The organism is Luteibacter sp. 3190 (assembly GCF_031456385.1).
In the GTDB taxonomy this organism is placed as follows: Bacteria; Pseudomonadota; Gammaproteobacteria; order Xanthomonadales; family Rhodanobacteraceae; genus Luteibacter.
Window position 1 is genome coordinate 143,878 of sequence record NZ_JAVDUO010000005.1, and the last position, 20,825, is coordinate 164,702.

Consider the following 20,825-nt stretch of genomic DNA (forward strand, 5'->3'; position numbering starts at 1 on the left):
ACGCTTCTCCCGTTCGCTCGAGGTATCGAATGAATTTCCACGAGTACCAGGCTAAAGAACTGTTCGCGAAGTACGGCATCGCCGTGCCGCCGGGCAAGGTTGCCAACTCTCCCGACGCCGCCGTCGACGCCGCCAAGCACCTGGGCGGTACGCAGTGGATGGTCAAGGCCCAGATCCATGCCGGTGGCCGCGGCAAGGCCGGTGGCGTCAAGTTCTGCCGCAGCCTCGACGACGTCCGCGCCGCCGCCAAGGGCATGCTCGGCACGAACATGGAAACCTACCAGTCGGCCGGCCGCGCGCTGCCCGTGAACCTGGTCCTGGTCACCGACGCGACCGACATCGCGAAGGAACTGTATCTCTCGATCCTCACCGATCGCGACACCAAATCGATCTCGTTCATCGCCTCGAAGCACGGCGGCGTCGACATCGAGCAGGTCGCGCACGACACGCCGGAAGACATCCACACGATCGTCGTGGATTACGTCGAAGGCCTGCAGCCGTACCAGTGCCGCGACCTCGGGTTCAAGATGGACCTGAATCCGAAGCAGGTCGGCCAGCTCGTCAAGATCATGCTGGGCCTGTACAAGCTCTTCAACGAGAAGGACCTCTCGCTGGTCGAGCTGAACCCGCTCGCGATCCTCGAAGACGGCAACCTCGCCGCCCTCGACGGCAAGGTGAACTCCGACGACAACGCCGAGTTCCGCCACGCCGACCTGGCCGCCATGCGCGACCTCACGCAGGAAGACGCCGCCGAAGCGGCCGCCGTCCAGCACAACCTCAACTACGTCACGATGGACGGCACGATCGGCTGCATGGTCAACGGCGCCGGTCTCGCGATGGCGACGATGGACGTGATCAAGCTGGCGGGCGGCGAGCCGGCCAACTTCCTCGACGTCGGCGGCGGCGCCACGAAGGAGCGCGTCACCGAGGCGTTCAAGCTCATCCTCTCGTCCGACAAGGTCAAGGCCATCCTGGTCAACATCTTCGGCGGCATCGTGCGTTGCGACCTGATCGCCGAAGGCATCATCGCGGCCGTGAAGGAAGTGGGCCTGAAGATTCCGGTGGTGGTGCGCCTGCAGGGCACCAATGTCGAGAAGGGCCGCGAACTGCTGGCCAACTCGGGCCTGGCGATCACGCCGGCCGACGATCTCAACGACGCGGCCCAGAAAGCCGTGGCTGCCGCGGGCTGAGGAGCGAAGCAACATGAGCGTCCTGATCAACAAGAATACCAAGGTCCTCGTCCAGGGCTTCACCGGACAGCAGGGTACCTTCCACGCCGAACAGGCGATCGACTACGGCACCCAGATCGTCGGTGGCGTGACCCCGGGCAAGGGCGGCACCGAGCACATCGGCAAGCCGGTCTTCAACACGGTGCGTGACGCGGTCGACCAGACCGGCGCCGACGCCTCGGTCATCTTCGTGCCGCCGCCGTTCGCGGCCGACTCGATCCTCGAAGCCATCGACGGTGGCATCAAGGTCATCGTCGCGATCACGGAAGGCATCCCCGTGCTCGACATGATGCGCGTGAAGAACGTGCTGAAGTCGCATCCGGACGTCGTCCTGGTCGGTCCGAACTGCCCCGGCGTCATCACCCCGGGCGAGTGCAAGATCGGCATCATGCCGGGCCACATCCACAAGCCGGGCAAGGTCGGCATCGTTTCGCGCTCGGGCACGCTCACGTATGAAGCGGTGTTCCAGACCACGAACGAAGGCCTCGGCCAGTCCACCTGCATCGGCATCGGTGGCGACCCGATCAACGGCCTGAACTTCATCGACTGCCTGAAGCTCTTCCAGGACGATCCGCAGACCGAGGGCATCATCATGGTCGGCGAGATCGGCGGCAGCGCCGAGGAAGACGCGGCCGAGTTCATCTCGCAGTACGTCAAGAAGCCGGTCGTGTCGTTCATCGCCGGTGCGTCGGCCCCTCCGGGCAAGCGCATGGGCCATGCCGGCGCCATCATCTCGGGCGGCAAGGGCACGGCGGAAGCCAAGTTCGCCGCGCTGGAGAAGGCGGGCGTGACCACGGTCAAGTCCCCGGCCGACCTCGGCAAGACCCTCGCCGGTCTGATGAAGTAATCGCGTTTCCCGCCACGGCGGGGCGTGTGCGACACGAAAAAAGCCGCGGCCTCCGGGTCGCGGCTTTTTCTTTTCCGCGCATGTCGATTCGGGGCGAGCTCGTTCGTCGTGGACAATGAGGGCTCCTCCTCGCCGAAGGAACATCCCATGTCTGGCACCGTCCGCCTGCTCCGCGTCTTCACCGCCCCCGCCGAGCGCGTCTACCGCGCCTTCCTCGATCCGGCCGCGAACGCCAAGTGGCTGCCGCCGGATGGCTTCACCTGCACCGTGCACGAACTGGACGCGAAGGTCGGCGGCAGGTACCGCATGACCTTCACCAACTTCTCGACGGGCGGCGGCCACAGCTTCGGCGGCACGTACCTCGAACTCGTGCCCAACGAGCGCATCGTGCACGACGACCGCTTCGACGATCCGAACCTGCCGGGCACGATGAAGACGACCATCACGTTGCGCGCGGTGTCGTGCGGCACGGAAATCGACATCGTGCAGGAAGGCATCCCCGAGATGATCCCGCCCGAGCAGTGCTATCTCGGCTGGCAGGAATCGCTCACCCTGCTGGAGCGGTTGGTGGAGGTGACGATTCCGGAGTAGGGCACAGTCGCGGCACGGTTCGGAGAGCGTCGCCAAGAACCGCGGCCCGGGCCGCGGTTCTTCCTACACACCGAAACCGTGCCTTTTCAGAATCGTCGTGTTCTCACGTGGCGATGCGCCACCCACACTCCTTTGTGCGGCAACCGTCGAGGCGAACGTCGTCCGACGCAATCGGCCGCCGACGCATAAGGAGATGGACATGCATCAGGTAGTTTCCACACGTCACCCGAGCATAAGCCTTCGCGGCATAGCCCTCGGTCTGCTCACGCTTTGCGCGCTTCCCGCGACGGCCCACGCCGCGGGTCGAGTCGTGCTCGAACTGCGACCCGCGACGCGCACCTCCGCCGACGGCTGGATCACCGTCGTGGCGAGGAACGTCGGCGACGAGTCGGTTCCGATCATGCGCCTCGACACACCTTTCGCTCGCAAGACCGGGATGTTGCCGGGCGCGGCCCTCGATGTGGTCGACGCGGATGGTAACGCGGTGCGCTATCGAGGAGGGTGGGACTACTTTGGCCGGCTTACCATGGATCACTTCACCGAACTAAGACCGGGCGAACAGTGGGAGAACGATATCGATGTCGGGCATGAGTACGAAGTGCGGCCGGGCGGCACGTATCGCGTTCGTTACCGCCTGCGCCTGGACCATGAACCGGACGTCGACGTTGTGCCCGCGGCACTTCGCGAAACCTTCCGTCGTCCTGCGCAGGCGCTGGCGGAATCCAACGAGCTCACGCTTCACATCGTGGGGGACCCGACCGCACGTTTGAAGAAAGACGCCGACGACGGACCGTGCGATCCGCACCAGAGTTTGACGATTCTCAACGCGAGGGCGGCAGCTCAGAAAAAGCTGATCGAGGCCGAAGATTTCGTATGGGACCGATACAAGTCCGTCGCCGGAAGCGATGGCGATTACCACATCGAGTTCAGTCCCCACCCAAGGTATACGCGGTGGTTCGGTGCCCACGACGACAATGGCCCCGAGTTCGGGAGCGCCGGGTGGGGGCTGGACGATAATGCAAGGGTGTACGAAACCCTCGTCGCCTCGAGGAAGCGTGTCGCCGAGGATACCGACATGCGTTGTGGATGCGAAGGGTTCGATCCTAACGTAGCAGCGCACGCGCTGACCAATTCGACATACACGGTCTATTTCTGTCCGAAGTTTTTCGGTATGCCGGAAGACGGCCCTTATTCCTCGAAGACGGGAACGATCGTTCACGAGTACACGCACTTCAATGCGCTTTACCCTGGTACCGGAGATTACGTCTACGGCTGGCAGAAAGCGGAGGAGCTCGCGAGGAAGGACCGATCGAAGGCGGTGCGCAATGCCGACAACTTCGAGTACTTCGTCATGGATACCCGCCCATACGATCCGTGACATTCGCCATGCGTGGGACCGCCGCCGACCGTCGTGGCCGGCGGCGTATCGCGGAAGTGCGGTGGATCGCAAGCACCCATTCGCCCGCGAGCGGGCTCCCGCCGCAGCTTGCCATGCCGGTGCGGGCACCCGTTTGCTCGAGCGCTCCCATCGGAAGGACAGCGGTGTTGCACTGATGAGACATCTAGACGTCCAAATGCTTGACATGGCCATATTGGGTCGTGTTACGGTGACGCATCGCAGCAAAACGAGGGGTCGTCCATGCGTCACCTTCACGTAGCCGGTTCTCTTCACGCGCGCGCCGCTGGCGCCGCGCCGCGATGTTGTTGTCGCCGCTGATCCGGCGGCCGACGCGTTCGGCCGGTCGCTTCCGGCCCTGAACGCCTCTTCCTGAATTCCTTCGGCTTTTCGACGCCTCGCAGGCGTGACGGGCGGTCGCGTCCGTGTTCCGGCAAAGCCACTGCGGTCGATCCACCGCCCACATGGGGAGGGCGGTGCGGTCGGGGCTTGCCTTCCTTTTCGATTTCAAGGGTTTCCATGCGCAAGACGTCGTTGCAGCGGTCGCTGTTGGCCACCGCTTTGTTTTCTGCCCTGTCCGGCGGCGCCATCGCGCAGTCCACCACGGGTTCCATCTATGGTCAGGTGCAGGCGGGGGAAGGGGATGTCATCCGCGTCGTGAACGATACGGGCCTCACGCGCGAGGTGCCGGTCGATGCACGCGGCCGCTACTCGGCGTCGCAGCTGCCGCTCGGTACCTACACGGTCTCGGTGATCCGTGGCGGGGCGGCGGTGCGGAGCCGGGAGAACGTGGCGCTCAGGGTCGGCTCGGGCGTGGAGGTATCGTTCGCGCCGGAGGCGGCCCAGGATCTCGGCGCGGTGAGTGTCTCGGCCAACGCGTTGCCCACGATCGACGTTTCGACCGTGGATTCGCGCACGGTGGTGACGGCGCAGCAGCTCGCCAAGCTACCTCTGGGGCGCAACTCGGAAGCCATCGCCTTGCTGGCGCCGGGCGCGGTGGACAACAGCGGCAGCTACAAGAGCGCGACGGGCAATTCGCTCGTCTCGTTCGGCGGATCCGCCGCCAGCGAGAACGCGTACTACGTCAACGGTTTCAACACGACTGATCCGTTGCGCGGGTTCGGTGGCGTTTCGCTGCCCTATGGCGCGATCGAACAGCAGGAGGTCTACACCGGCGGCTACAGCGCGCAGTACGGTCGCTCGGACGGCGGCGTGATCAACGTCGTCGGAAAGCGCGGCACGAACGAGTGGCACGCGGGCGCGCAGATCATCTGGGAACCGAACGGACTGCGCGCGCGGGAGAAGGACAGCCACTACACCAACGGACTGCCGCCGCAGCCGAAGGCCGGTGACCTCTACGCAGCGAACCGCGGCAACACGGTGACCTCGACGACGGCGAGCCTCTACGCGGGCGGTCCGCTGATCAAGGACAAGCTGTTCCTGTTCGCGGCGGCGGAAGTCGAGCGACAGACCGGCGACGTGATCAGCAACGTCACCCTGCCGCAGTCGCCGGACCGCTCGTATCGTTACCAGCTGCCGCGTTGGTACGGCAAGCTCGACTGGAACATCACCGACAGCAACATCATCGAGGTGACCGGGGCATCGGACAAGACGGAGCGCTCGGGCACGATCTACGATTACGACTACGCCAATCACCGGCGTGGCGCGCGGATCGCCGGCGCCAACAACGAGAAGTTCGGTGGCGACGTCTACACCGCGAAGTACACCGGCTACATCACCGACAATCTGACGATCAGCGCGCAGTACGGCAAGATGAAGACGGTGAACTACGTGTCGCCGTCGGGCTACAACCCCGATGCCGTGTACATCGCCGGTCAGGATTTCCAGAATCCCGCGTACACCGGTGGCGTGGCTTTGCAGAACGGGCAGACGGTGTCCACGCTGGCGAATCCGAACCGCGGCAACGAGACGACGAACACGCGCTTCGACATCCATTACACGCTGGGCGACCACACCATCACGGCGGGTATCGACAACCAGCAGGCGCGCGCGCGGGATCAGGGCACATCGAGCTCCGGCCCTGGCTACATCTGGACGTACAACCAGTCATCCCCCGATCTGCCCATCTCGACGGGCCTCGGCGTCGACGCGCCCGGCAACTACCCGGGCGGCGAGGAAGGCTACTACGTGGTGCGCGGCGTCTCGTCGAGCCTGGCGACGGTGCGCTCCAGCCAGCGTGCGCAGTACATCGAGGACGCCTGGCAGGTCACCGATCGCTGGCTCGTGACGCTCGGCCTTCGCAACGACCAGTTCACCAACTACAACGCGAACAGCCAGGCGTTCATCAAGCAGACGCGTCCGCAATGGGCGCCGCGCATCGGCGCGGCGTGGGACGTGTTCGGCGATGCGACGTTCAAGGTCTACGGCAACGCGGGTCGCTACTACCTCGGCCTGCCGCTCAATCCCGCGCTCAATGCCGCCGGCGGCGCGCTGGGCACCTCACAGTACTTCACCTATACGGGCATCGCGCCGGATGGCCAGCCCACCGGGCTGACCGCGATCGCGCCGGGCGTGCCGGTGTCCGCCAACAACAACTTCGGCCAGCTGCCCGATCCAAAGACGGTCGCGGCGCGTGGCATGAAGGCGGAGAACCAGGACGAGTACATCCTCGGCTTCACGAAGACGCTCGGCAGCGACTGGGTCTATGGCGCGAAGGTCACCGTGCGCAAGCTGCGGGACGCCATCGACGACTACTGCGACATCGACCGCATCGTGGAGAAGGGGCAGTCGCTGGGCCTGGACATCGATACGAACCAGGTGAACAGTTGCTACCTCTTCAATCCGGGTCGCGCGAACACGTTCACGCTGCTCGACACCGCGGGCAACCACGTCCAGGTGCCGATCACGAACAAGGAGCTCGGCTTCCAGGGGCTGAAGCGCAAGTATTACGCCCTCGAGTTGCTCATGGAGCACCCGTTCGACGGCACATGGTATGCGCGCGCGACGTACGTTTTCTCGCGCAGCTACGGCAACACCGAGGGCCAGCTGCGCTCCGACCTCAACCAGACCGCGGCGTCGACCAGCGAGGACTGGGACAACGCGGCGATCATGGAACACACCAACGGTCCGCAGAGCAACGATCACAAGCACCAGTTCAAGGTCTTCGGTTACTGGCAGATCGCGCCGGAGTGGCTGGCGTCGGCGAACGTCAGCCTCGTTTCCGGTACGCCGCGCCATTGCCTGGGCTACTACGGTCCGGATCGCGAGGATCCCGCCGGTTATCAGGGCGACTACCACTTCTGCGACGGTGAGCCGTCGCCGCCGGGTGCGCAGGGACGTCTGCCGTGGATCCGCCAGATCGACCTCGGCGTGACGTGGCGGCCGGGCTTCGGGGAAGGCAAGCTCGCGTTCAGCGCCAACGTGTTCAACGCGCTCAACGAGCGCCGCGCGCTGCAGAAGTATCCGTACTCGGAAGCGGGCCCGGGCCTTCCGGAACCGGCGTATGGCGTGATCACCGCGCGGCAGGAGCCGCGGTACGGGCGGCTGAGCGTGTCGTACGATCTTTGAGGGACGGTAGGCCTCGCGTCGGGCATGCGCTCTCGCGAGGTCGAATCGCCGATACGATCGGCTCCCACCCTTCGGTAGGAAGGTGAGGTGGGAGCCGATCGCATCGGCGATCCCGCGGCAGCGGGCATCGTGCGCGCGTAGCGGCGCGCTCAGCGGGCGAGGCGCGCCGGGCTGAGCATCGCCGCCGTGATGCCTTCGTCCGCGAGGTGCGAGGGTATCGGCTTGCCGAGGATGAGCGCCGCGCAGGCTTCGGCCATCGCGGCGCTGGTCTGGATGCCGTAGCCCCCTTGCGCCGCGAGCCAGAAGAACCCGGGCGCATCTTGAGCGAAGCCGCCGACGAGATCGCCGTCCGCCACGAAGCTGCGCAGCCCCGCCCATGTGCGCGTCGGGCGGCGGATCGTCATCGTCGTCGCTTCTTCGATGCGGTGGATGCCGAGGGCGATGTCGTATTCCTCGGGCTGCACGTCGTGCGGATGCGTGGGGTCGGCGTTGGCGGCCGAGCCGAGCATGAGCCCGGCATCCGGCTTGAAGTAGAACGTTTCGTCGATGTCGACCACGAACGGGAACGCGCTCGCGTCGAGCCCTTGCGGTGCCTCGAACAGGAAGGCCGAGCGGCGGCGCGGTTCGAGGCCGATCGGCGCGACGCCGGCCGTCGACGCGATCGTGTCGGCCCACGCGCCGGCGGCATTCACGACCACCGGCGCGCGCCATTGTCCGTTGACGACCCAGTCGTCGCCGTCGCGGCGGATCGACTGCACCGGCGTGTCGACGTGCAGCGCGACGCCAGCGGCCTTGGCGCCGCGCAGGAAGCCCTGGTGCAGTTCGTTGACGTCGATGTCCGCCGAGTCGGGTTCGAGGAACGCGATGGCGGCGGCTTCGCGCCGGAGCACGGGCACGCGCGCCGCGATGGCCTCGGCGTTGAGCAGGGTGAGCGACGGCGTGAACGTGCGCACGGCTTCGTATTCGGCGAGCACGCGTGCCGCCTGAGCGGCGCTGCCGATGATCATCGCGCCGCGCGGCTGCAGGATCGGGTGACCGGCGAATCCCGGCGGCGGACGCTCGAGGAAGGGGCGCGTGGCGCGGCTGAGCGCGCGCACCTGGGGCGAGCCGTAGCTCTCGCTGAAATGCGCGGCGGAACGCCCGGTGGTGTGGAATCCGGCGAACGGCTCGCGCTCGAGCACGGCGACCCGCGCCTCCGGCGCGAGGAACCATGCCACCGAGGCGCCGGCGATACCCGCGCCGATGACGATCACGTCGAGCTGCTTCTGCTTCATGCCTCGTCCTTGGTCGATCGCGCCGCGTTCATGGGCTCGGCAGGTTCCAGGCGTCACGCAGGCGTGCGTATTCGGTCTTCGGCAGCAGCACGAAGACGGGCTTCTTCGACGGATCGAGCCAGGCGAGCAGCCGCTCCATCGTCGCGTCCGTCATCGCGGTGCAGCCCGCGGTGGGGGAGGTCGGCGACTTCCACAGGTGGGCGAAGATGCAGCTGCCGGCGCCCTTGCGTCCGTCGGGGTTGTGCTCGATCACGAAGCCGATGCGATAGGCGCGGTCGCCATCGAAATGCAGGTCGCGGCGCATCGCCTCGGTCGCGCCGCCGACCGCCGCGGCACCGACCTTCTTCTCGTCGACGAGCTGGTTGTAGTACGGCGAGCCGTCGACGTCGACGCAGTAATCGGACGCGGTCAGCCCGCGGTACGGGAGCGCCGTTGGATTCGTTTCGGCATAACCGAACGCTTCACCGATGCGGAACACGCCCGCCGGGCTGCGGCCGTCGCCTTCCTTCTTCACCGGACCGTCGTGCTGCGGGGGACTGAGGCCGACGCCCCAGGCGCTGCCGTGGCGGCCGATCGTCACGTCCGATGCCTGTCCTTGCTCCTTCCACTGCGTGCCGTCGCGCACATAGGTGCGCAACGTGCCGTGGTCGACGTCCCAGCCGTCGGTCGTGACCACGATCATCTGCCGCGACACGGACCACGCGGCGGGGGCCTCGAACGCGCCGGGCGACGAGGCGAACAGGGTGGCGACGAGGCCGAGCAGGCGAAGGAGACGAAGTGGCGGCATGGGCGTTCCTAGGGCTCCAGCATCTGCTGGATGCGGTCGAGGTTCTGCACGAGCCGCGCGTGACGCGCCTCGTCGTGCTCGCACAGGTGCACGAACACGGTATCCAGAAGCTGCTGCACGGTGGACTGGTAGATCAGCGACTGCACGTACGAGGCGTCGTCGTAGGCGGCCACGGCGAGCCCTACGTCGGCCAGCGCGCGCACGGGATTGGAGGTATGCCGCGTCACGGTGATCACACGGCCGCGCTGCTCGCGGAAATAGCGCGCGATCTTGACCAGCGCGGGATGCTTGCCATGTTCGGTGAACACGACCAGCGCGTCGCCCGGCTGGCACAGGGCGACCTGCGCCGCCATGCGGCCCACGTCGGCGTGTCGTATCGCCGTGATGCCGAGCAACGACAGCCGCATCGCGAAGCCGCGCGCATGCAGGTCGTCCTCGCCGAGGCCGATGAGGTACACCTTGCCGGCCGCGGCGATCGTGTTCGACAGCTCCTGCATCGTGTCGCGGCCATTGAGGAGCCGGGTGGCCTCCTCGGCCTGCGCCTTGCGTTCCCAGAGCATGGCGCCGAGCAGGTCGTCCTCGGGGCGCTCGCCCGACGGGGCGGCGGTCGCGGTGTCCTCGCTGCGGGCGATGGTCTCGCCGACGGAGTACTTGAGGTCGGGGTAACCCCGGAAGCCCAGTTTCTGCGTGAACTTGACCACGCTCGACTGGCTGATGCCGAGGGCGTTGGCGAGCTGCTGGGACGAGTAGTCGCGCAGGAGGTGCGCGTTCTCGAGGATGAAATCGGCGATACGCCGCTCCACCGCGGACATGCGGTCGCGTTCGGAGCGGATCTTCACCAGGGGCGACATGGACGCTCCTCGTTACAGGGGTTCGAGGCCGCGGATCTCGCGGATGCCGAGGCCGGGTGCGTCGCTGACCGAGATCTCCGATTCGTTGAAGTGGACGCCTCCGTCGACCGGATCGTACGCGCACAGCGACGGACCATCGAGGTCGACCTTGGTGATGACGTCGGACTTGGCGACCGCCACGTGCACCGCCGCCGCCACGCTGATGCTGGATTCCAGCATGCAGCCGATCATGCAGTCGATGCCGTAGAGGCCGGCGATGTCCGCGATGCGGATGGCGTTCGAGATGCCGCCGGTCTTCATCAGCTTGATGTTGATGATGTCGGCGGCGCGCATGCGGATGAGGTCCATCACTTCCGCGGGACCGAACACGCTCTCGTCCGCCATGATTGGGGTATGCACGCGCTCGGTGACGTAACGCATGCCTTCCAGGTCGCGCGCCTTGACGGGCTGCTCCACCAGCTCCAGGCGCACCCCGGCGTCTTCCAGCGTGTTCAGCGCGTACACGGCTTCCTTGGCCGTCCAGCCCTGGTTGGCGTCGAGCCGGAGCAGGGCGCGGTTCTCGACGGCGGCGTAGATGGCGCGCACGCGCTCGATGTCCACGCCGATGTCCTTGCCGACCTTGATCTTCAGCGATTCGAAGCCGCGTTCGACGGCGGCGATCGAGTCGGCCACCATCTTGTCGATGTAGTCGACGCTGATCGTGATGTCCGTGGTGATGACCGGATCGCCGCCGCCGAGCAGCTTGTAGAGCGGCGCGTCGTAGAGCTGGCCCCACAGGTCGTAGAGCGCGATTTCCACGGCGGCCTTCGCGCTCGTGTTCTTTTCGAGCGCGCCCTGGACGAGCCGCGTGAGGCGGTTCAGGTCGGCCACGTCCTGCCCGATCAGGCGTGGAGCGATGTAGTGGCGGATGGCGTCGACGATCGAACCATGCGTGTCGCCGGTGATCACCGCCGTGGCGGGGGCCTCGCCGTAGCCGATGCGGCCGTCGTCGGTATGCACCATGACGACGATGTCCTCGACGGTTTCGACGGTGCGCAGGGCGGTCTTGAACGGCGTCTTCAGCGGTACGCGCAGCATGCCGAAGCGGATGTCGGTGATCTTCATGGAGTCTCGCCTGGCGGTTTAGCGGATGCGCACGATGCTGGTCATACGGTCGACGAAGGTGGCGTCGTCGCTGAACATCATGGGCAGGAGCGGCGTCACCGACACCTCGTTGAGCACGACGCGTCGCAGGCTGCCGTCCGGCTGCTTCCAGCTCATGCCGCCGACGTCGTGGATCACGTAGGGCTGACCGTCGACCTTGCCGATTACCATCATGACGTGCCCGGGAATGTAGACGAGGTCGCCGACCTCGAGCGCCATGGCGGCCTTCAGGCGCGCCTCGTGGCTGTCCTTGTCCGTATACAGCGTATGCGTGAGGCCGGGGCTGATGCTCTGGTCGCGCGTGTTGCGCGGCATCTGCACGCCCATGCTGCGGTAGACGTCGGAGACGAAGCCGCTGCAGTCGCGGCCGTTGTACGCATGGCCCCAGCCATAGCGCTCGCCGAGGAACCGGAACGCCTGGCGCACGACGTTCGCGCGGGTGAGCGGGAGGTAGTCGGGGGCCGAATCCTGGTTGCGTTGGAGGAGGGCCGGGTGGAACGACAGCGCACCCTGCGCGTCGCGCACCGGCAGGCTCAGCACCCACGAGGTGTACGGGCTCTGGCCGTTCACCGGCTGGTCCGGCGGCGCCGTCGTATCCAGCGGCACGCGCGTGCCCATGTCGAGCTGTAGTTCCGACACCGCGGGCGCTTCGGGCGTGTAGACGGTCTTCGGCTTCGCGCCGGTGATGACGCGGTAGGGCGTGGCATCCGCATGGGCGAAGATCGCGGCGGCGTCGCCGTAAGCGATGCCGTCGCTGCGAACCCACGCCGCATAGCGCGCGCTCACCACGAACGTCCATTGGCCGTCCTTACTGGTGTGCACGGCGACGACCGGATCGCCCGGAAAAAGCGTGCTTTCCTGGAAGCGATCGATGTCGGTGTCGCCGGCACGGCTGAAGACGCGACGGTCGGTCGGATAGCCGCGCAGGGCCGCCCGACGGACCGCCATGCCGTAACGTGGCGTCACCTGCGCCGGCACGGCGTCGAGCGCGGCGTTGCCGAGAATCGCGTCGATGGTCGACGCATCCACCGGCTTGCCCTCGGCGTCGAACAGCGGCTTCGTCGGCCGCGTGGTGAGCTTGCCGATCCAGCCGGTGACCTGCGTGCGCGGCAGCGTCGCGGGAAGGTGGCGGATGTCGTGCATCGAGGGATCGAGCCGTGCGACGCGTTCGTTGAGCGCGGCGATGGCGGCGCGATCGAGAACCGGCTTGTCCGCATCGGCCAGCCGCGCCACCCAGTAGTCGGGCGAGAGCTGCGCGTCGCTGACGCCGGGGATGCCCGACGCCGGCACCGGCATGTCGACGGCCGCGGCAGGCGTGCCGATGGCCAGTGCGAGCAGCGCGGCGAGCAGGGTTTGGCGAAGCAGGGTCATGATTGTTCCTGATCAGGTGGCCAGCTGCGAAAGCACCGCGGCCACGACGAGACCGAATCCGGTTCCGAGGATATAACCGAGCAGCGCGAGCAGGATGCCCACCGGCACCAGCGAGCGCGAGTACGTGGCGGCCAGCACCGGTGTCGCGGCTACCCCGCCGATGTGCGCGAGCGACGAGATGCCGCACAGGTACAGATCGAAGTGGAACACCCGCGCGGCGAGGCAGAGCAGCACCGCATGGACCCCGATCACCGTCACGCCCGCCAGCAGGTACAGCGGGGCGGCGGCGATTCCAGCGAAGCTGCTCTGCGAGGCGAGCACCGCCACCACCGAGATCAGCAACGCGCTGGAAACGGCCTGCGCGCCGGGCAGGCGGGCAAGCGGCGTGTGCGCGGCGACGAGGCCCGCGACGGTGGCGATCAGGATCGTCCAGGTGGTCGGCGAGATCATGCTGCCCACGGGCAGCCGGCTGCCAAGCGCGGCGGATAGCACGGACACCAGCACCGCGAGGCCGAGCCAGAGCAGGACGCTGTCGCCGGTGGCGGGTGCGCGTGGCGCCGTCTCGGCGACCGCCATGTCCGCGCTCGACGTCGCGCGGGTCCAGCGGTTGAAGGCCGGCGCGAGGCGCGCGACCGCGAAGAGCACCACCACCCACATCGAGTAACAGAGCGCGTCGGTGAGCAGGGTGGTGGCGAGCGACGTGTCGGACATGCCGATCGCCTGCTTCACCGCGATCATGTTCGCGGTGCCGCCCATCCAGCTTCCCGACAGCGAGGCCAGCGGCTTCCAGCCGTCGCCCGGCATCCAGTGCCGGTAGAGGAGGAAGGTGAGGACGAAGGCGGCGAACAGACTGATCGACGTGCAGACGAAGACGCCAAGCACGCGCGGTCCCAGCGCGAGGATGGCGCGCAGGTCGCAATTGATCATCAGCAGGAACAGCAGCGCGGGCACCATGCGCGACACCAGGGTGTCCTGCGCGAGGTGGATGTCGGGACTGGCCGTCCAGAGCCCCGCGACGGACAGCGCCGTGACGGTCAGGTAGGTGAGGACGATGGGCGGAAGCACATCGAACACCTTCCAGCCGAAACGCCGTTCGATCGCTGGCCAGAAACCGGCGGCAAGCAGCATGACGGCCAGGTAAGGCCACACCGACTGGATCACGCGTCCCTCCCCGGGGTTGTGTCGCGACTGCCGCCAGGAATAGCTATTCCTGAAGATTTGGCCTGAAGCATAAATTATTGACCGTCGTTTGCAAGCATGTTACACAGCCCTGACGCACGTCCACCCACCACGGTCGCATCGGGGATACCGAACGGTGAAAGCGGCTCCTGCAACGATCGCAATCCGTGCCGCCGCGACGGCGGCCGCAGCGCTTTGGCTGTGCTCCGTAGGAGCGCGCCCAGCGCGCGACATGTTTGTGCCGGAAGGCTCGGGTCCTGTGGCGCCATCGCGAGAAGATGTCGCGCGCAGGGCGCGCTCCTACGTCGATGCGGGTGACTTCAGGGCCGCCGGAGCGAGCATCGCGGCGGCCCTCGCGGATCCCGCCCTCACCCCCACGCAGCGCACCGTCCTCGAGTTCCAGCGCGAGCGCATGCGCCGCATCCTGATCGACTTCACGCTGGACGCCGAGGCAGTGAAGGCGCGCCTCCGAAAACAGATTCCCGACCTGACCGACGCGGAATTCGCGACATGGGACGCCGCGGGCCTGCTCGAGAAGCAGGTGATCGATGGGCGCATGCTGTACTTCAAGCGCGCGCCGGCGAACCTGTTCCGCCTGAGCGCGGATGCCCGTGCGCGCCGCAAGGACCAGACGCCTTTCAACGACGGTCCGAACGAGGTCCTCAACGACCACCACCGCGCGGTGCGCGCGGCGGCCCTCGCGGAACACTCGACGAGCGTGCTCCCGCGTCGCGAGGAAGTGACCCAGATCCTCACAGTGAAAGCCGACGCTGTTCCCGCGGGCGAGACGATCCGCGCATGGATTCCGTATCCCCGCGCGATTCCCGGACAGCAGGAAGACATCCGGCTCGTCGGCAGCGAACCGGCGAAGGCGACCATCGCGCCCGAGTCGGCGTGGCAGCGCACGGTCTACCTCGAGAAGCAGGCGGTCGCCGGCAAGCCGACCGAATTCTCGATCACCTACGACGTGACGCTCTACGCGCGCTACGTGGACATCGACCCCGCGAAGGTGACGCGCGCCGCGATCACGCCGGCGCTCGCGCCTTACGTGGCCGAGCGCGCGCCGCACGTCGTGTTCACCGACGCGATGCGCGCGTACTCGAAGCGCGTGGTCGGCGACGAGACCGATCCGTACCGCATCGTGCGGAAGCTGTTCGCCGCCGTCGACACGATCCCCTGGGCCGGCGCGCGCGAATACTCGACGATCCCGAACATCGGCGACTACACGCTGCATGCCGGTCACGGCGACTGCGGCGAGCAGACGCTCCTGCTCATCACGCTGCTTCGCCTCAACGGCATCCCGGCCCGCTGGCAGTCGGGCTGGATTTTCTCCGACGGCACGTACAACAACATCCATGACTGGGGGCAGGTCTATCTCGCCCCGTACGGCTGGGTGCCGATGGACGTGACCTTCGGGCGTCTCACCGGTACGAAGCCGGGCGACGACAAGCTCGAGGGCTTCTATCTCGGTGGCCTCGACGCCTACCGCATCGCGTTCAACGACGACTGGTCGCAGCCGTTCGCGCCGGCCAAGACGTCGTTCCGTTCCGACACCGTCGACTCGCAACGTGGCGAGGTCGAGTGGAAGGGCGGAAACCTCTACTTCGATCAGTGGGACTACGACTTCCGGTGGCACCGCGTCGACACACCGCGTGGGGGCGGTGACCCGACCCGCTAGCCGGTCAACGCACGACAACCCGAAACGTCATCTTATGGGAGTGGGGAGATGGGGGAGATCAAGACGAACCGGCGCGCATGGCGTCACGGCGCCTTGTGCATGGCCATCGGCATGGGCCTCGCGATGTCCGGCACGGCCGTCGCCGCCAATACCGACGGTTCGATCGTGGGCCGCACGAAGGCCGGGGCCACCGTCACCGTCCGCGACCCGTCGACGGGCCTGACGCGCACGGTCACCGCCGGCGACGACGGCACCTACCGCTTTCCTTTCCTGCCGGTCGGACACTATCGGCTGGAGAGCAGCAAGGACGGCCAGGCCGTGGCCGAACCCGCCGAGGTCAACGTGAGCCTCGGTACCGCCACCACGGTGAACCTCGTGGAGCGCGGCTCGGCGACCACCAACCTCGAAGGCGTGCAGGTCAGCGCGCCGGTGGTGATCTCCGCCGTCGACGTCAGCTCGACCGAGACCGCCACGAACATCAGCCGCGAGGAGATCCGCCGCCTGCCGGTGGATCAGAACGTGGCGTCCGTCGCGCTGCTGGCGCCGGGCGTGAACAAGGGCAACGCCAGCTTCGGCGGCATCTCGTTCGGCGGCTCGTCCGTGGCCGAGAACTCGTTCTACGTGAACGGACTGAACGTCACCGACTTCTACAACCGCAACGGGTTCTCGGAGGCGCCGTTCGCGTTCTACCAGGAGTTCCAGGTGAAGACCGGCGGTTACTCGGTCGAGTTCGGCCGCACGACCGGTGGCGTGGTCAACGCGGTCACGCGCTCGGGCACGAACGAATTCAAGACCGGCGCGGAGATGACGTTCGAGCCGAGCGCCTGGCAGGCGACCACGAAGAACCGCTACTGGAACGGCGAGCGTTACATCACCTCGTCGGAGGACAACTACTCGCGCACGAAGATGAACGTGTACGCGTCCGGTCCGATCGTGAAGGACAAGCTGTTCTTCTTCGCGATGTACGAGGCCCGTGGCTACACGCCGCAGAACACGGACAACCTGGGCACGGTGCTGACGCAGAACGACACGGACTCCGGGTTCTGGGGTGCGAAGGTCGACTGGCACATCGACGACAAGAACCTGCTCGAGTTCATGGCCTTCTCGGACAAGAACAAGAACCTCGGTTCCGTCTACAACTACGACTACGACACGCACACCAAGAGCGCACGCAAGGACGTGATCACCAGCGACACCGGTGGGCGCAACTGGAACGGCACCTTCACCAGCTACCTCGTCGACGACCTGTCGATGAAGCTCATGTACGGGCGGAACGAGCGCGAGGATTTCACGCGCGCCCAGTCCGACATCGACTGCAACCCGGTGGCGAGGGCATCGGCCGTGCCGGGTCCGGGCGTGCCGCTCGGATGCAGCACCAGCACCGCGGTGGAGAAACGCAACGACACGCGCAAGCAGGGGCGCGCCGATTTCGAGTGGACGCTCGGCGACCACGTCGTGCGCTTCGGCTACGACCACGAGGTGGACACGTCGATCTATTCGCGCCGGTATCCGGGTCCGGGTTCGTACTACTACAACATCTACGCCACCACACCCGGCGCGACGATCGAGAACGGCGGCGTGGTGCCCGCCGGATACAACGCCTACGTCCGCGCGCGGCGCTACGAGATCGCCGGCACCTTCGAGACGACGAACAACGCGTATTACGTCGAGGACAACTGGAACATCACGCCGGACTTCCTGCTCAACGCGGGCCTGCGCCGGGACGCCTTCGACAACAAGACGGGCGAAGGCGCCTCGTACATCAAGATGGACGACATGATCGCGCCGCGCCTTGGCTTCTCCTGGGACCTCAAGGGCGACGGCACGATGAAGGTGTTCGGCAACCTGGGCCGCTATTACCTCCCCGTCGCCAACGTGATCAACATCAAGCAGGCCGGCGGCCTGCTCGATCAGCGCACCTATTACGCGTTCGACGGGTACCAGGTGCTGGACCGCAACGGCTCGCCGTACGCGATGCCGATCCTCGGCCCACAGATCGGACCCGTCGACGACTCGCAAGGCGACGGCACCGTCGGCGACCTGCGCGCCGAGGTCGACCGGCACATGGATTCGGTCTACCAGGACGAGGCCATCCTCGGTTTCCAGCAGGCGATCACGGATACCTGGTCGTGGGGCGTCAGCGGCACGTATCGCAAGCTGCACAACGCCATCGACGACATGGAGATCAGCGCGACGCCGCAGTGTGGCGGCGACGGCTACATCGGCTACGTGATGGGCAACCCGGGACGCAAGCTCACCGTCTACGGCGACACGAACTGCGACGGCACGCCCGACGGCTACATCGACATCGACACGTCGAAGGCCGGCTGGGCCCTTTACGACGCCGACGGCAACTACCTCGGGCAGCGTGGCTGGAAGAAGCCGCGCCGCACGTTCGGGTCGCTGGAGTTCCAGGTCGACCGCGCGTGGGACGAGAAGTGGATGTTCAACGCGTCGTACGTGCTCTCGTGGAGCCGCGGCAACGCCGAAGGTCCAGTCAATTCCGACACCAACTTCGACGACACCGGCCGTACCGAGAACTTCGACGATCCGTGGGTGAACCTGTCGGGCGGCTACCTGCCGAACGATCACCGCCACCAGTTCAAGCTGCGCGGCACGTACGCGATCACGCCGCAGTGGCAGGTGGGCGCGGATCTCACGGCGCTTTCCGGTAGCCCGATCACCGGCTATGGCGTCGGCAATCCGTTCGATGCGACGGTGTACCACAGCTACTTCATCTGCGTGGACAACTGCGCCGACCCGGTCTCGGAGAATCGCGTGTACGAGCGCTCGCCGCGTGGCGACAAGCGCACGCCGTGGACGTTCAACCTCAACGCGAGCATCACGTACCTGTTGCCGATAGACGAGAAGAACAACCTGCGCGTGAAGTTCGCGGTGTATAACCTCCTCAACCAACAGCGCACGCTGGGCGTCGACCAGGACCTGCAGACGTCGGTGGGCGGACTCAATCCGACCTACCTGCAGCCGCAGCGCTTCCAGTCGCCGCGCTTCGGGCAGCTGACGGTGTCGATCGATTTCTGACGGTGGCCCCGGTCACCGTCCCGAAGGGAGGATCATGAAGACGCTTCTCGCCACGATGCTTCTCCTGGCACCGGCCGTCCATGCCCAGGACCATCCGCTCACGCTCGACACCCACGTCGACATCCCGCTGTCGTACATGGAGGATCCGAAGTTCGACGCGGGCAAGGACGGTCCGCTCAAGGTCGACCTGCCGAAGATGCGTCGCGGCGGCCTCGATGCGGCCTTCTTCGTGATCTACGTGGAGCAGGGGCCGCTCACGCCCGCCGGTTACGCGAAGGCTGTCGCCCAGGCGGCCCGCAAGTACGACGCGATCGACCGGATGCTGAAGACGTATCCGGACCAGATCCGGCTGGCGCTCACGCCGGACGACGTGCGAGCCGACAAGGCGGCGGGTCGATTGTCGGCGATGATCGGCATCGAGAACGGGTATTCGCTGGGTCACGACATCCGGCGGCTGGATGCCGCCTATGCGCGCGGCGCCCGCTACATCGGACTCGCGCATGTGGGCAACAACGATCTGTGCGGGAGCTCGCTGCCGAAGAAGGAGCTCGGCGACCGGCCGGACAGCAATGTCGGTTTGACTGGATTCGGGCGCGAGGTCGTCCGCCGCGCGAACGCGCTGGGCATGATGGTCGACGTCTCGCACTCGTCGGACGCCTGCGTCCGCGACGTGCTCGCGCTGTCGACCGCGCCGGTGATCGCCTCGCACTCATCGGCCCGTGCCGTGACGAATCATCCGCGCAATCTTCCGGACGACCTCCTGCGTGCCATCGCGGCGAAGGGCGGTGTCGTCCAGGCGGTCGCGTACAAGGAGTTCCTGAAGAAGGACCCGTCGCGCGAGCAGGCCGAGAGGATCCTCCAGGCGAGTGTCGCGAAGGCGGCGGGCGACACCGAATACGACAGCGAGAAGCACGATTACCTGCCCGCGTACGCCGAGGGCATGAAGGCGATCCAGCGCGAGCATCCGCTCGCCACGCTGGACGATTTCCTCGATCACATCGAGCACATGGTCAAGGTCGCCGGTATCGACCACGTGGGCATCGCGTCGGACTTCGACGGTGGGGGCGAGGTGACCGGGTGGATGGACGCTTCGCAGACCGCCAACGTCACGGCGGGGCTCAGACGCCGCGGCTTCTCCGACGCGGACATCGCGAAACTGTGGTCGGGAAACCTGCTTCGCGTCTGGGCGGCCGACGCCGCGGCGCCACCGCCCAAACTGTCGCCTGCGCGGACCGCTGCGGAGGCGGGGCTGACGGACATCCGCAGTCTCGTACCGGGCATCGACGAAGACATGCGCTATGCCGGGTTCGACAATTTCACGGGCGGCGTGGTCGACGGGTACCGCGCACCGAAGTGCCTCCTGCGCACCGGCGCGGCCGAAGCGCTCGCCCGCGTGGAGCGCTCGTTGCGCGAAGAGGGCTACGGTCTTCGTGTATGGGACTGCTACCGGCCCGCGCGCGCCGTCGCGGCGTTCGTCCGCTGGGCGGGGAACCTGGCCGATACGGCGACGAAGGCCGCGCACTATCCGAACCTCGGCAAGGAGGCCTTGCTGGGCGAGTACATCGCACCGGTCTCCGGTCACAGCCGCGGCGCGACGGTAGACCTCACGCTGATGCGCTGCCACGCCGCCGCGTGCACGCCGCTCGACATGGGAACCCCGTTCGACTTCTTCGATCCGCGCGCCCACACCGACGCCCCGGGCATCGACGCGTCGCAGCGCGCGAACCGTCAGCGACTGCTCCGCGCGATGGCCGCGCAGGGATTCGTGAACTACCCGCAGGAATGGTGGCACTTCTCGTTGCCCTCGGCTGCCGGCGACGCGTTGTACGACGTGCCGGTGCAGTAGGGGAGGCCTGATCGCCGATCGTTCGGCGATCGGGGAGCCGCCCCGATCCACCCAGGGCGTTAT

The 20,825-nt window shown here is 66.7% G+C and carries 14 protein-coding genes; 8 read left to right on the forward strand and 6 right to left on the reverse strand.

From position 1 onward, the window contains the following. Positions 1-29 precede the first annotated feature (29 nt). The 5 genes from sucC to J2X58_RS17945 all read left to right on the forward strand — a co-directional run bounded on the left by sucC (position 30) and on the right by J2X58_RS17945 (position 7,591). A complete protein-coding gene (gene sucC, locus J2X58_RS17925) occupies positions 30-1,190 on the forward strand; it encodes an ADP-forming succinate--CoA ligase subunit beta (protein ID WP_090055239.1) in 1,161 nt (386 codons plus the stop codon). 13 nt (positions 1,191-1,203) lie between these two features. Then, on the forward strand, positions 1,204-2,076 hold the full coding sequence (sucD, locus tag J2X58_RS17930) for a succinate--CoA ligase subunit alpha (protein ID WP_090055237.1): 873 nt from the start codon (positions 1,204-1,206) through the stop codon (positions 2,074-2,076). Between the two features lie 147 nt (positions 2,077-2,223). Then, on the forward strand, positions 2,224-2,667 hold the full coding sequence (locus tag J2X58_RS17935) for an SRPBCC family protein (RefSeq protein WP_310050058.1): 444 nt from the start codon (positions 2,224-2,226) through the stop codon (positions 2,665-2,667). 199 nt (positions 2,668-2,866) lie between these two features. After that, positions 2,867-4,045, forward strand: coding sequence for a M35 family metallo-endopeptidase (locus J2X58_RS17940; protein WP_310050060.1), 1,179 nt, complete (start codon positions 2,867-2,869; stop codon positions 4,043-4,045). A 537-nt stretch (positions 4,046-4,582) separates the two neighbouring features. Beyond that, the gene (locus tag J2X58_RS17945; RefSeq protein WP_310050063.1) at positions 4,583-7,591 is read left to right on the forward strand and encodes a TonB-dependent receptor; all 3,009 of its coding nucleotides are present in this window, start codon (positions 4,583-4,585) and stop codon (positions 7,589-7,591) included. Between the two features lie 149 nt (positions 7,592-7,740). On the opposite strand, the gene J2X58_RS17950 is transcribed toward J2X58_RS17945, so the two are convergent. The 6 genes from J2X58_RS17950 to J2X58_RS17975 all read right to left on the reverse strand — a co-directional run bounded on the left by J2X58_RS17950 (position 7,741) and on the right by J2X58_RS17975 (position 14,178). Further along, entirely contained in the window at positions 7,741-8,865 is a 1,125-nt protein-coding gene (locus tag J2X58_RS17950) for an FAD-dependent oxidoreductase (protein WP_310050064.1), read from the reverse strand. A 28-nt stretch (positions 8,866-8,893) separates the two neighbouring features. Continuing rightward, entirely contained in the window at positions 8,894-9,547 is a 654-nt protein-coding gene (locus tag J2X58_RS17955) for a L,D-transpeptidase family protein (protein WP_310050118.1), read from the reverse strand. A gap of 113 nt (positions 9,548-9,660) precedes the next feature. Then, positions 9,661-10,503, reverse strand: coding sequence for a MurR/RpiR family transcriptional regulator (locus tag J2X58_RS17960; RefSeq protein WP_310050066.1), 843 nt, complete (start codon positions 10,501-10,503; stop codon positions 9,661-9,663). A gap of 12 nt (positions 10,504-10,515) precedes the next feature. After that, positions 10,516-11,607, reverse strand: a complete 1,092-nt coding sequence (locus tag J2X58_RS17965) for a dipeptide epimerase (protein ID WP_090055224.1) — start codon at positions 11,605-11,607, stop codon at positions 10,516-10,518. Between the two features lie 18 nt (positions 11,608-11,625). Continuing rightward, positions 11,626-13,017, reverse strand: coding sequence for an SH3 domain-containing protein (locus J2X58_RS17970; RefSeq protein ID WP_310050069.1), 1,392 nt, complete (start codon positions 13,015-13,017; stop codon positions 11,626-11,628). 12 nt (positions 13,018-13,029) lie between these two features. Further along, entirely contained in the window at positions 13,030-14,178 is a 1,149-nt protein-coding gene (locus J2X58_RS17975; RefSeq protein ID WP_310050072.1) for a DUF819 family protein, read from the reverse strand. Between the two features lie 277 nt (positions 14,179-14,455). Here J2X58_RS17975 and J2X58_RS17980 point away from each other — a divergent pair, with 277 nt between their 5' ends. The 3 genes from J2X58_RS17980 to J2X58_RS17990 are packed head-to-tail and all read left to right on the forward strand — an operon-like array spanning position 14,456 to position 20,762. Then, the gene (locus tag J2X58_RS17980) at positions 14,456-15,874 is read left to right on the forward strand and encodes a transglutaminase domain-containing protein (protein WP_310050075.1); all 1,419 of its coding nucleotides are present in this window, start codon (positions 14,456-14,458) and stop codon (positions 15,872-15,874) included. Between the two features lie 48 nt (positions 15,875-15,922). Continuing rightward, positions 15,923-18,916 (forward strand): TonB-dependent receptor, encoded by a 2,994-nt coding sequence (locus J2X58_RS17985; protein WP_310050078.1) that lies wholly within the window; start codon positions 15,923-15,925, stop codon positions 18,914-18,916. Positions 18,917-18,950: 34 nt separating this feature from the next. After that, complete coding sequence (locus J2X58_RS17990; RefSeq protein WP_310050081.1) at positions 18,951-20,762, forward strand: membrane dipeptidase; 1,812 nt, start codon at positions 18,951-18,953, stop codon at positions 20,760-20,762. Positions 20,763-20,825 lie beyond the last annotated feature (63 nt).